Annotated in this window: 13 protein-coding genes; 9 read left to right on the top strand and 4 right to left on the bottom strand. The window is 42.6% G+C overall.

Translation table 11 applies throughout. The annotated features are described in order from the left end of the window. Nucleotides 1-83 precede the first annotated feature (83 nt). Together EDD74_RS08780 and EDD74_RS08775 are read left to right on the top strand one after the other, a co-directional pair. The gene (locus EDD74_RS08780; protein WP_116441467.1) at nucleotides 84-2,822 is read left to right on the top strand and encodes a translation factor GTPase family protein; all 2,739 of its coding nucleotides are present in this window, start codon (nucleotides 84-86) and stop codon (nucleotides 2,820-2,822) included. A 2-nt stretch (nucleotides 2,823-2,824) separates the two neighbouring features. After that, entirely contained in the window at nucleotides 2,825-3,292 is a 468-nt protein-coding gene (locus EDD74_RS08775; protein WP_116441466.1) for a GNAT family N-acetyltransferase, read from the top strand. A gap of 245 nt (nucleotides 3,293-3,537) precedes the next feature. Here EDD74_RS08775 and EDD74_RS08770 read toward each other — a convergent pair whose 3' ends face one another. The 4 genes from EDD74_RS08770 to EDD74_RS08755 form a co-directional block, all read right to left on the bottom strand. Next, complete coding sequence (locus EDD74_RS08770; RefSeq protein WP_116441465.1) at nucleotides 3,538-3,942, bottom strand: DUF6483 family protein; 405 nt, start codon at nucleotides 3,940-3,942, stop codon at nucleotides 3,538-3,540. Between the two features lie 102 nt (nucleotides 3,943-4,044). Then, the gene (locus EDD74_RS08765; protein WP_116441464.1) at nucleotides 4,045-4,506 is read right to left on the bottom strand and encodes a DUF6773 family protein; all 462 of its coding nucleotides are present in this window, start codon (nucleotides 4,504-4,506) and stop codon (nucleotides 4,045-4,047) included. Nucleotides 4,507-4,508: 2 nt separating this feature from the next. Beyond that, a complete protein-coding gene (locus EDD74_RS08760) occupies nucleotides 4,509-4,706 on the bottom strand; it encodes a helix-turn-helix transcriptional regulator (RefSeq protein WP_008976772.1) in 198 nt (65 codons plus the stop codon). Nucleotides 4,707-4,978: 272 nt separating this feature from the next. Further along, nucleotides 4,979-6,334: an MATE family efflux transporter gene (locus tag EDD74_RS08755; RefSeq protein ID WP_116441463.1), complete on the bottom strand. Its 1,356-nt coding sequence runs from the start codon at nucleotides 6,332-6,334 to the stop codon at nucleotides 4,979-4,981. Nucleotides 6,335-6,531: 197 nt separating this feature from the next. Between EDD74_RS08755 and EDD74_RS08750 the strand changes: the two genes are divergently transcribed. The 7 genes from EDD74_RS08750 to EDD74_RS08720 all read left to right on the top strand — a co-directional run bounded on the left by EDD74_RS08750 (nucleotide 6,532) and on the right by EDD74_RS08720 (nucleotide 12,785). Beyond that, nucleotides 6,532-7,173, top strand: coding sequence for an HAD family hydrolase (locus EDD74_RS08750; protein WP_116441600.1), 642 nt, complete (start codon nucleotides 6,532-6,534; stop codon nucleotides 7,171-7,173). After that, nucleotides 7,170-7,760 carry a Maf family protein gene (locus EDD74_RS08745; protein ID WP_008976767.1) on the top strand — a complete coding sequence of 197 codons (591 nt, stop codon included), beginning with the start codon at nucleotides 7,170-7,172 and terminating at the stop codon, nucleotides 7,758-7,760. The genes EDD74_RS08750 and EDD74_RS08745 overlap by 4 nt, the downstream gene beginning before the upstream one ends. Before the next feature lie 224 nt (nucleotides 7,761-7,984). Beyond that, nucleotides 7,985-9,175, top strand: a complete 1,191-nt coding sequence (locus tag EDD74_RS08740; RefSeq protein WP_008976766.1) for a coenzyme F420-0:L-glutamate ligase — start codon at nucleotides 7,985-7,987, stop codon at nucleotides 9,173-9,175. A 210-nt stretch (nucleotides 9,176-9,385) separates the two neighbouring features. Continuing rightward, entirely contained in the window at nucleotides 9,386-10,525 is a 1,140-nt protein-coding gene (locus EDD74_RS08735) for a glycoside hydrolase family 88 protein (RefSeq protein ID WP_016441053.1), read from the top strand. 11 nt (nucleotides 10,526-10,536) lie between these two features. Next, the gene (locus EDD74_RS08730; protein ID WP_008976764.1) at nucleotides 10,537-11,337 is read left to right on the top strand and encodes a gluconate 5-dehydrogenase; all 801 of its coding nucleotides are present in this window, start codon (nucleotides 10,537-10,539) and stop codon (nucleotides 11,335-11,337) included. A gap of 19 nt (nucleotides 11,338-11,356) precedes the next feature. Beyond that, nucleotides 11,357-12,001: an RpiB/LacA/LacB family sugar-phosphate isomerase gene (locus tag EDD74_RS08725; RefSeq protein WP_008976763.1), complete on the top strand. Its 645-nt coding sequence runs from the start codon at nucleotides 11,357-11,359 to the stop codon at nucleotides 11,999-12,001. Between the two features lies 1 nt (nucleotide 12,002). Next, a complete protein-coding gene (locus tag EDD74_RS08720; protein WP_016441052.1) occupies nucleotides 12,003-12,785 on the top strand; it encodes a hypothetical protein in 783 nt (260 codons plus the stop codon). Nucleotides 12,786-12,936 lie beyond the last annotated feature (151 nt).

Here is a 12,936-nt window from a genome sequence, read left to right as displayed (position 1 = left end):
ATAAAAAGAAGGACTGGTCGACTTATCCCTCTTTCTGTGATATGATAATCCTTGTATTAACAATCACAGAAAGGGGGATTTTCATGGAAAATATGTCTGAGGACAGAGGAAAAAATATGGCGAAAAAGCCGTCAGATCATATATGTATCGGGCTGCTGGCCCATGTAGATGCAGGGAAGACAACATTGTCGGAAAGTATGCTCTATCTGAGTGGAAGAATCCGGCAGCAGGGAAGAGTGGACCATGGGAATGCCTACCTGGATACTTATGAGCTGGAGCGGGAACGGGGAATTACGATTTTTTCAAAGCAGGCAGAGCTTGTATCCGGAGAACTTCAGATCACGCTTTTGGATACACCGGGACATGTGGATTTTTCGGCGGAAATGGAGCGGACACTCCGGGTGCTTGATTATGCAATCCTTGTGATCAATGGGGCGGACGGTGTGCAAGGACATACGGAGACGTTGTGGAAGCTTTTAAAGCAGTATCGGATCCCGGTGTTTTTGTTCGTCAATAAAATGGACCAGAATGGTACAGATGCAAAAAAACTGCTGAAGGAACTTCGGGCGAAGCTCTCCGGAAGCTGTATCCGATTTGGGGAAGCGGAAGATTCGGAGGAATTTCTGGAAAATGTGGCGATGGCAGAGGAGCAGGTGCTGGAAAGCTATCTGGAACATGGCACGATCGACCGAGAAGAGATTTCCAGACTGATCGGGGAGCGGAAACTATTTCCGTGCTATTTTGGCTCCGCGTTAAAAAATGCCGGGGTGGAGGAATTGCTTGGCGGTCTGGAACGATATACCGAAGAAAAGACTTATCCGGATGTATTTGGCGCAAAAGTCTATAAAATTGCGCGGGATCCGCAGGGGAACCGTCTGACATATCTGAAAGTGACCGGGGGTGTATTAAAAGTCCGGGATCTGATACGATATCAGGATGTGGAGGAGAAGGTTAGCCAGATCCGGATTTATTCCGGTGAGAAATATGATGCGGTTCAGGAAGTGCGTGCAGGGCGTGTGTGTGCGGTGACCGGCCTTACGAAAACGTATCCGGGAGAAGGACTTGGGGTAGAGCCGCCATCGGAAGGGCCGGTGCTGACTCCGGTTTTAAATTATCAGCTGATACTCCCGGAAGGATGCGATACCCACGGAATGCTGCTCAAGCTTCGCCAGCTGGAGGAAGAAGATCCGGAGCTTCATATCGTGTGGAATGAGGAACTTGGGGAAATTCATGCGCAGCTGATGGGGGAAGTACAGACAGAGATTTTACAAAGTATGATCCGGGAACGATTTCAGACAGAAGTCACGTTTGGACCGGGAAATATTGTATATAAGGAGACGATCAAACGTCCGGCGGAAGGTGTCGGGCATTTTGAGCCGCTGCGCCATTATGCGGAAGTACATCTGCTTCTAGAACCAGGAGAATCGGGAAGTGGACTTGTGTTTGCGGCAGACTGCAGTGAGGATGTCCTTGACCGAAACTGGCAGCGGCTGATCTTAACACATTTGGCCGAAAAAGAGCATAGGGGTGTGCTGACTGGATCTGCGATCACAGATATGAAGATTACGCTTGTTGCAGGCAGGGCACATCTGAAGCATACAGAAGGAGGAGATTTCCGTCAGGCAACTTACCGTGCGGTTCGCCAAGGGTTAAAATCGACAGAAAGTGTGCTTTTGGAACCGTACTATGAATTTCGGATGGAGATCCCGGCTGAATTTGTCGGAAGAGCACTGACAGATATTCAGAGAATGGCAGGAGAATTTCAGACACCGGATACAGAGGGAGACTTTGCGGTGATCACCGGGAGCGCTCCGGTATCTGAGATGAGGGATTATCAGCTGGAAGTGACAAGTTACACGAAAGGAAGAGGACGACTGTTCTGTACTTTAAAGGGATATGCACCTTGCCACAATGCAGAGGAAGTGATAGAGCAGATCGGATATGATTCCGAGGGAGATCTGGACAATCCGACCGGATCCGTTTTCTGTGCGCATGGAGCAGGTTTTCATGTCAGCTGGGATCAAGTGCCGGATCATATGCATTTGGAATATGTGTGGACACCTGAGGCAGAAAAAGAGAAATCGGCAATTGAGGCTAAGAAAGGTCAGGGAAGCGTACAGAGTGGAAGAGTTTCGAGTAGTTTTTCAAGAAGTGTTGAAGAGGATAAAGAACTAGAGGAAATTTTCCTTCGTACCTATGGAAAAATAGAGAGAAAACGTCCGATTGCTGAGCGGCGAGTAGAGAGCCCGGAGGAAAGACAAAAGCGGATTCGAAAGGATCAGATGGAAGAATATCTGCTTGTAGATGGATACAATGTGATTTTTGCGTGGGAAGATCTAAAAGAGCTTGCAAAAGTCAATATCGAAGGGGCGAGAAATAAACTGATGGATGTGTTGTGCAACTATCAGGGATTCAAGAAATGTAATCTGATTCTTGTGTTTGATGCATACAAGGTGCAAGGGCAGGAATTAGGGGTTCAGAAATACCATAACATCTATGTCGTGTATACGAAAGAAGCGGAGACTGCAGACCAGTATATTGAAAAAGTTGTTCATGAGATTGGAAGAAAATACCATGTAACGGTTGCTACTTCGGATAATGTAGAGCAGGTTGTGACACTGGGACAAGGTGGAAAGCTGTTATCTGCCCGGGAGCTTCGGACAGAGGTGGAAGAAGTGCAGCGCCAGATAAGAGAAGAATATCTGAATCGTCCGCAGAAGGGGAAAAACTATCTGTTTGATTATCTCGATGAAGAGATTTCCGGTCAAATGGAAGAGGTACGACTTGGGAAAAAAGAGCTAAAGGATGTCTGGGGAGAGTGAAGATGCAGATAGAATTACGATATCTGAGTGAAAAAGATAAGAAAGAGATCTGTGGATGGAAATATGATGGAAAATATGCGATGTATAATCTTTCTGATCATGAACAAATGAGAAGAGAACAGTGTGGATTTTTCAATCCCGAGAAGGAAGAGGAATATTGCGGGACATGGGAAGATGGAGAATTGGTCGGATTTGTCCATGTATGTCCCGGGATTCAGAAGATTACGATAGGACTTGGTGTGCGCCCGGAGCTTTGCGGAAAGCATTATGGAACAACTATATTAAAGTTGGTTTGCGAAGAGGTTGAAAAGCAGTATCCGGGTAGGTGGCTTTGCCTGTATGTCAGAAGTTGGAATCAAAGAGCCATTAAATGTTATCAAAATGTAGGATTTTGTATAGAAGGAACGGAATTTGAGATGTCAACACCAGCAGGGAAAGGAATGTTTTACCGGATGGTCAGAAGATACTGAAGCCTTTTTTATGGGTGTAAGGGTATTGGTGGTTAGTAATAATGTTTTTTAAGAGTTACAAGATTATGAAAATAAGATGATATAGGAATATAAAAACGCGAAAGTGATAATCCAATGAAAATTAAATTGATATAATTGGTTATCACTTTCGTATTTTTCTTTTGAAAAAGATTTGGCTGTAATTGTCTGTAAATCAGAGATGCAGAGACATCCATGTGGCCTTACGGAACTAAAAAAAGTATGTTTTATAACATTTCTTCCAGTGTCTGATAAAGCGATAGGGAGTTCATTTCGTCGATTGTAAATTCTTTTGCAAAAGCGATGATTCCATCTTGAATCTCCTGGCGGCTGTAATTGTGATCCGATAAGAAATTATCGGTATATTCGTTAATATGCGAATAGAACGTCAGTCCCATCAGCAGATAGTCTTTGCTGTCAGGTTCGACATTTGCGTATAGAAGGTTCTCGGCTTCGTTGATTTTTCCGCCGTCTGCGAGGGAAAGGATCCGTGCGAAAATATCATCGCATGGGGTGTAAAGCCCATCAGAGGGCAGTTCATAGACAGTATCTGACTTCCCAGTAATTAGTTTGATGAAGAAGCTGACGATACTTTTGATCATCCGCATAATATAATCTTGCTCAAATTCCATAGAGACCTCTCCTTATTTCTGAAGCATAGTTTCGGTGTGATGTAGTGTTACGGTTGTAAGCATATCAGGCTGGACTTTGCCAACGGTGTTGTACAATTTCAATCAGTCAAGAAAATCTGTGTCATCATCGAACTGTTTGGCAAGCTTTTTCTGGCGATACTTTGTGAAAGTTCCCATTAGAAACAAAACTACAAACATCAAAAAGAAAATACTGATGGCAAACAGGGCGCAAATGGACAGTACATGTTCAGAGCCGTTGCATGCGAGACCTGCGCCGAGTAAAAAGGTAAAAATCAGTGTTCCAATTAGGCTAGCACTAAGATAAGTCTTTATACATGGTGTAGAGTCATATCCCCAAAGCCCTTTCTTCACACAGCCGATCACAACGATCAGACATCCGACCAGAAATGAAATATTTTCTCCGGCAATCTGCTTTGGACCTGCCCCGAGAAAAAGTGATTGCACCAGAAGTGACAGAAGGAGTACGCCCCACATAATCCAGAATCCAGTGCGTTCTACTTTCATCATTTCCAGTTCCTGACGTTCGTCAATAATTTTCTTCATAGCTACTCAACCTCCCAAAATAAATCGTCTAATGTTTTGCCCAAAGCCTTGCAGATTCGGATACATAGTTTCAGCGAAGGATTGAAATCTCCGGCCTCAATCATACCGATCGTCTGTCTGGTCACATCGGTCATCTCTGCAAGCTGGACTTGCGAAAGCCCTTGTTCCATGCGGGCAATCTTTAGTTTCATATTTTTCATATACGGTTAAGAATCTCCCTTCCAGCCAGTAGATGCAATGCATGCTGCTGACTTGATTTCTGTCTTCTTGTCTTCAGTATATGAAATATATAAAAGTATGTCAAGTATATATTGCATTTTGTGTAATATAGTTTGCATACAGGGCGCCGTAAAAGTATTATTTTGAAAACAAAAGAAGACAGAAACATTGTAAAGCAAATACGAAAAGTCTTGCTTTGCTCAGTTTCTGTCTTCTGTATCAAATTTGCAAAGGTATCTGTCTGACTAGCAGATTAATTCCGCCTGTCAAATCCATGGATCCAGTCTGCTTTAAAATAGTAGATGATAAATAAAATCGAACTTAATGTCCAGGTGATCGGGTATGCCCAGAAGATGACTTTGATATCTGGGATGATCCGGACAGCGACGGTAATGTAAGATACACGGATTATGCACCAGCAGATCAGCATAACGAACATCGGTATCGTAGATTTTCCAGCCCCGCGGAGGATTCCGGCAATACAGTGCGAAAATGCGAGGAGGAAGTAGAACAAAGTAATGGTACGTGCCTGTGCGGTTCCAAAAGCTACCACTTGTGGATCATTGTTAAATGCGGCAATAAGGTATGGAGCGGTAAAGAAGATAATGATTCCGACAATCTCTGCCATAGTAATGGAACAGAGCACACCTAATTTTGCGCCTTTTTTTGCACGCTCGTACTGTCTGGCGCCGAGGTTCTGGCTGATAAAGGTAGTCAGAGACAGTGCAAAGCATGTGATCGGCAGGAAGCCAAATCCCTCGATCTTTGAGTAAGCACCGCAGCCGGCAACTGCCATTTTTCCAAAGGAGTTGATGTTGGACTGCACGATGACATTTGCGAAAGAAATGATCGAGTTCTGGAAGCCAGAAGGAAGTCCGTTAGAAATAATCAGCTTTAGCATTGGAAAGTCAAAGCGGATTTTCTTTAGGTCGATTTGATAATCTTCTTTGCAGCGCATCAGATGGATCAGGCAGAGGATTGCACTTAAAAACTGTGAAAGAATTGTGGCGACGGCTGCGGATCCCACACCAAATCTGAACACACCGATAAAAAGCAAATCTAGAACTACATTTGTCACAGAGGAAATGATCAGGTAGATCAAAGGATGTCTGCTGTCACCGACAGACTGAAGGATTCCAACAAAAATATTATAGAGTACAAACGCAATGGATCCGAGGAAGTAGATGCGGAAATACAGCACTGAATTTTTTAATACATCTGCGGGAGTCCCCATCCACCTAAGAAAAGTAGGTGTCATGATCAGTCCGATGGCAGTCAAAAGAATTCCTGCCACAATTCCAAAAGCAACGGTTGTGTGAATGGCATCCTGTACTTTTTCCTTTTCGCGTGCGCCAAAGTATCTGGCAATGACGACGCCGGCACCAAGTGAGATACCATTGAAAAAGCCGACCATTAGAAAAATGAGACTTCCGGAAGAACTGACAGCGGCAAGGGCATCACTTCCAAGGAAGTTTCCAACGATCAGGGAGTCGGCGGTGTTATAAAGCTGCTGGAAGAGGTTCCCAAGGAACAGCGGAATGGCAAATAGGATCATCCGTTTCCAAATGGGCCCCTCAGTCATTAAAGTAGACTTTGTTTTCGTATTCATAATTCAGATCTCTCCATTCCCAAAATAATATCTTTTCTTATTATAGCATGCCTTCCGATCAGTGAACAAAAAAGTTGTATGAATGAGAAAAATATATTATAATACACAATAATTTACAACGATTGTGGAAAGAGCCAGACGAGAGAAAGACATTTACAGAGGAGGAAGAAAATATCTCGAAAGAAAGGGTACAGAGAATGGAAAAAAAAGGGATTATTTTTGATTTAGACGGAACGATTTTGGATTCGATGCATATCTGGGAAGAAATTGATAAGAATTTTCTTGGAAAAAGAGGACTGGAAGTTCCGGAAGATTATTTGAGAAGTATTGCGCCTCTTGGGTTTGAACGGGCGGCAGTCTATACCATTGAACGGTTTGGATTTTTAGAAACACCTGAGCAGATCATTGAAGAATGGTATCAGATGGCGACAGATGCTTATGCAAATCAAGTACAGCTAAAGCCGTCAGCAGAGGAATATCTTCGTTATCTGAAAAAACGGGGGATCAAGATTGGAATTGCAACATCCTGTGAACCGCAGATGTTTTTGCCGGCATTGGAGCGAAATGGAATTTTGGATCTGTTTGAGTCCTACACAACTGTGCGAGAAGTACCGAGGGGAAAAGAGTTTCCGGATATTTATGAGAGACAGGCTGAAAAGATGGGACTTTTGCCGGAAGAATGTGCAGTATTTGAAGATATTCTAAAAGCGGTACAAGGGGCGAATGCAGGAGGATTTTATACGGTAGGTGTGTACGATGCACATTCAAAAGATGAATGGGAAGAAATCCAAAGGCACGCAGACAGCTTTATTTACAGCTATAAGGAGTTGATCAGATGAAGAAGATTATTTTAGCTTCCGGTTCGCCGAGACGCAGAGAGCTGCTTGCGCAGATCGGATATACATTTGAGGTTGTGACAAGCGAAAAAGAAGAGGTATATCAAAGCACGGAACCGCAGGAAATCGTAAAGGAACTGGCGCTTTTAAAAGCGAAGGACGTGGCGGAGAAGACTGCATCGGATAGAGAAGAAGATTGTGGTCGGATAATCATCGGTGCAGATACTGTTGTGGCGCATGAAGGGAAGATTTTAGGAAAGCCAAAAGATAAGGAAGATGCAGCGCGCATGCTGGAAGCGCTTCAGGGGGATGCCCATGATGTCTATACCGGAGTAGCTGTGATCTGCTATGACAAGGAGGGGCAAGAAGAAGTCATTTCCCATGCGGTACAGACAAAAGTATATGTAGATGTAATGACAGAGGAGGAGATTCAGTCCTATATTGCGACTGGGGAACCAATGGATAAAGCGGGCGCATACGGAATACAAGGAAGGTTTGCAGCACATATTGCAAAGATTGACGGGGATTACTATAATGTGGTCGGACTTCCGGTGTCTTATATTTATAAAGTGCTTCGGGAAAAAATCTGATTATTAGACATGGAAAAAGCCTTTGTTTTTGCGATTTGAAGGAAATTATAGGGGAAAAAGCAGGAAAAAATAAAAAAACATAGGAATGTAGAAGAAAATCTTTTACATTCTCTTTGTTTTATATTATAATACTGTTGCAATATGCAGAGATGCCGGATTTATGATTCTGACATCCTGTGCAGGAAGCAAGTAAATTAAAGAAATAGATTTGGAGAGTGCAAAAGATGGAACGTAAAGTAGGTACTATATCAAGAGGAATCCGCTGCCCGATCATCAGAGAAGGCGACAACCTCGCAAATATTGTAGTAGAAAGTGTATTAGATGCAGCAACAAGCGAAGGCTTTGAGTTAAGAGACAGAGACGTCATCTCCCTGACAGAGTCAATCGTTGCAAGAGCACAGGGAAACTACGCTTCTGTTGAGGCAATCGCAAGTGATGTAAGAGAAAAATTAGGCGGCGAGACAATCGGTGTTATTTTCCCGATCTTATCCAGAAACCGTTTTGCGATCTGCTTAAAAGGAATTGCGATGGGCGCAAAGAAAGTAGTTCTTATGCTGAGCTATCCGAGTGATGAAGTTGGAAATCAGCTTGTATCTTTAGACAAGCTGGATGAAGCAGGAATCAATCCATACAGCGATGTACTTACTTTGGAGAAATACAGAGAACTGTTCGGAGAGAATAAGCATGAATTTACAGGTGTAGATTATGTAGAATATTACGGACAGCTGATCAGAGAAGCAGGTGCAGAAGTAGAGATTATCTTTGCAAACAATCCGAGAACAATCTTAGATTATACAAAGAATGTAATGACTTGTGATATCCACACAAGAGCAAGAACAAAACGTATTCTCAAAGCAGCAGGTGCAGAGCGTGTATGCGGAATGGACGACATCCTGACAGCGCCGGTAGATGGAAGCGGATGCAATGAGAGATATGGTCTGTTAGGCTCTAACAAGTCTACAGAAGGCATGATCAAGTTATTCCCAAGAGAGTGCCGTGACCTTGTAGATGAGATTCAAAAACAGATCTTAGACAAGACAGGAAAACATGTGGAAGTAATGGTATACGGAGATGGAGCATTTAAAGATCCTCAGGGAAAAATCTGGGAATTAGCTGATCCGGTTGTATCTCCGGCATTCACAGACGGACTTCGCGGAACTCCGAACGAAGTAAAATTAAAATACCTTGCAGATAACGATTTCAAAGATTTAAGCGGAGAAGCTTTAAAAGAAGCAATTTCCAAGAGAATCAAAGAAAAGAGTGACAATCTTGTCGGAGATATGGCTTCTCAGGGAACGACACCGAGACAGCTTACAGATTTGATTGGTTCCCTCTGTGACCTTACAAGTGGTTCTGGAGACAAAGGAACACCGGTTGTGTTAGTGCAGGGATACTTTGATAATTACACAAACTAGTGTAAAAAGCAGAAACGATACAGCAGTAAGAACTGTTAAAAGTTTATAAAGACTGGAAATGAGGCATTGTCGATGATCAGAAGATCATTTGGCAATGCCTTTTTCAAATAGTTCAAAAAATGCAATATTTTGTATAAAAAAGCACAAGAAAATGTGAAAGAAAGGTGATACGATACAGTTAGATGAAACAGCAAAGGGAGGAAAAGAACTATGGAAATTAAAAAAGAGAATATGGAGTGGCTTGCAGAAGCGATGCACTATGTAAAGAGCAAAGTGAATGAGAATCTGCCAAAGTATTCAACAGTTTTTCCGACATCAAGTTCCGAAAACCTGATTTATGGAGAAATGGGAAATAAAGATTGGACAGAAGGATTTTGGACAGGGATTTTGTGGCTTTTGTATGAAGACACAAACGAGGAAAAGTATCTTTCTGCATTGGAGACATTGCTCCGCACATTTCAAGAAAGATTAGATCAGAACATTGGTTTAAATACACATGATATTGGATTCTTATACTCTTTATCCACACTTGCGGGTTACAAAATTACAGGAAATGAAAAGGCACTGGAACTCTCGGTGCGCGCTGCAGATCGTCTTATGGAACGATACAGTGCAAAGGCTCAGATTATTCAGGCATGGGGAAATTTGGAAGATCCAAAAGAAAAAGGAAGAATGATCATTGATTGTTTGATGAATTTATCATTATTATACAATATCAGTGAGATTACCGGAGAAAAGAAATATAAAGAAGCAGCAGAACATCATGCAAAACAGGCTCAAAAGTATTTAGTTAGAGAAGATTATTCTACTTACCATACATATTATATGAATGTAGATACAGGAGAACCGATCAAAGGAGTGACAGCCCAAGGGTATTCCGATAATTCAGCATGGGCGAGAGGACAGGCATGGGGCGTTTATGGATTTGCGCTCAGCTATGCACATACGGGGGACAAGACATTTTTGGAAACCGCTTCTCGGATCGCAGATTATTATCTTGAAAGATTGCCGGAAGATTTTGTCCCATATTGGGATTTATATTTTCAGGAGGGAGATGAATACAGAGATAGCTCTTCAGCAGGAATTCTTGCATGTGGACTTTTGGAATTAAGTAAGCACCTTCCGGTCTTAGATCCAAGAAAGAAAGAATATGAGGAAACGGCAGTTCAAATTGTGAAGTCACTGTTTGAAAATTATACAACGGAGAAAGATCTTTCAAACGGGATTATCAAACATGGAGTATATGCAATTCCATTCCATGTTGGAGTCGATGAATGTTGTATCTGGGGAGACTATTTTTATGTGGAAGCATTAATGCGTTTAAGAAATGTCTGGAATATGTATTGGTAAGGGAGAAGAAAATGAAAGAAAAGAACATGTTTTCTCTTGAGGGAAAAGTTGCACTCATTACAGGGGGCGCCTATGGAATCGGATTTGCAATCGCTGCTGCGTTTGCTGAGGCAGGAGCAAAAATCGTGTTTAACTGTTTGCAGCAGGAACATTTGGAGAAAGCGATAGAAGAATATCAGGCAAGAGGAATTTGTGCAAAAGGATACCTTTGTGATGTCACAGATGAAGCACAGGTAGCAGATATGGTCGCAAAGATTGAAGCGGAAATAGGAGTCATTGATATCCTTGTAAATAATGCGGGAATCATCAAGAGGATTCCCATGTGTGAGATGTCTGCGGAGGAATTCCGGCAGGTAGTAGATGTAGATTTGAATGCACCGTTTATTGTGTCTAAGGCAGTGATTCCATCCATGATCAAGAAAGGACATGGAAAGATCATCAATATCTGTTCGATGATGAGTGAACTGGGAAGAGAGACTGTATCTGCGTATGCGGCAGCCAAAGGTGGATTGAAAATGCTCACAAAGAACATTGCTTCAGAATACGGCGAGTACAATATCCAGTGTAATGGAATCGGGCCGGGATATATTGCGACACCACAGACGGCACCGCTTCGTGAAGTGCAGCCAGATGGAACAAGGCATCCGTTTGACCAGTTTATCATTTCGAAAACACCGGCAGCCAGATGGGGCAATCCGGAAGATCTTGCAGGTCCGGCAGTCTTTCTGGCATCGGAAGCATCAGATTTTGTAAATGGACATATTTTGTATGTGGACGGAGGAATTCTCGCCTACATCGGAAAACAGCCATAAGGCAATAAGGAGGAAGAATATGAAAATAGCATTAATTAATGAAAATAGCCAGGCAGCAAAGAATGAGATGATTCTGCATGCGTTGGAAAAAGTAGCATCCGAAAAAGGGTTTTCGGTAGACAATTACGGGATGTATTCTGCAGAAGACGAGTGTCAGTTGACGTATGTGCAGGTTGGGATTCTTGCAGCAGTTTTATTAAATGCAGGGGCGGCGGACTATGTGATCACCGGATGCGGAACTGGTGAAGGAGCTATGCTTGCATGCAATTCTTTTCCAGGTGTGATTTGTGGACATGTAGAAGATGCATTAGATGCTTATACATTTGCACAGATCAATGACGGAAATGCAATTGCAATCCCATTTGCAAAAGGATTTGGATGGGGTGGAGAACTGAATCTGGAGTATATCTTTGAAAAACTATTCGCAGAAGAGAGTGGACAAGGATATCCAAGAGAGCGTGCAGTTCCGGAACAGAGAAATAAGAGGATTTTGGATGAAGTAAAAAAAGTGACTTACAAAGATCTGCCTACAATCTTAAAAGAACTTGATCGTGATCTTGTGAGAGGTGCATTGCAGGGGGAAAGATTTGAGGAACTTTTCTTTGCGAATTGCAAATGTGAAACGCTGGCAGAATGTGTGAGAGAAATTTTGAAGGAAGATTAAGATGTTAAAAGTAACAATAAAAAATGCCGAGGGACAGGAAATATTAAGTAAAGAGGGAGAGCAGGAAATTGCATTTCTCTGTGAACGAACTTATGAAGAGGGAGATCGTATTGTAGTGGAAAGCAGTGAGAAAAACTGTTTTCTCTGGCTGCAAGTAGATGAGGTGCTTGGGCGTTCAATGATTTATCTGAAAGATGCAATGGAATATATCATTCCATTTGGTGAGAAGCGATTAAATAAATCACCAAAGGCATTTTGCGGATCAGAACATTTTATTTGGCTAAAACGTGCCAAAGAGTTTGAGAGAAAAACTTACCGAAATCTGGCGCTGAATGTCAACGATCAGTCATGTAGTACAACTTGTTATCCACATGTATCTGCAAATGTAGAAACGAGAGGAGAAGCTATCTTTGCAGCAGTCAATGTAGTTGACGGAGTGACTGCAAATGAAGGACATTGGAAGTGGCCGTTTCAATCGTGGGGAATTAATCGTCGTGAGGATGCAGCGATCAAGATTGACTTTGGAAGAGAAGTGGAGATCGATCGGATCATTCTTTATACGAGAGCAGATTTTCCGCATGATAGTTGGTGGGAGCAGGCTACAATCCGTTATTCGGATGGAAGCACAGAGAAAATTTCGATGAAGAAGAGCATACTTCCACATGAATTTATGATTGAAAAAAGGAAAGTGAGCTGGATAGAACTGTGCGATCTGATCAAAGCAGACGATCCATCGCCATTTCCGGCGCTGACACAGATTGAAGTGTACGGAAACGACTTGTAAGTGAAGAAAATTTCAAAAAAGTTACCACATCCTTTAGGATTGCGGTAACTTTTTTCTGTGTGCGCCTTGCGGCGCACGTCGCTAATGGATGAAAGTTCCTAATCCGCCCTAGTAGTGGGAAGGATACAGCCAAGACCAAGGGTGTCCTATT

This window comes from Faecalimonas umbilicata, from assembly GCF_004346095.1.
GTDB classification, from domain to species: domain Bacteria; phylum Bacillota; class Clostridia; order Lachnospirales; family Lachnospiraceae; genus Faecalimonas; species Faecalimonas umbilicata.
Note: the sequence above shows the minus strand (reverse complement) of the source record. Positions and strands in the feature narration are given on the sequence as shown.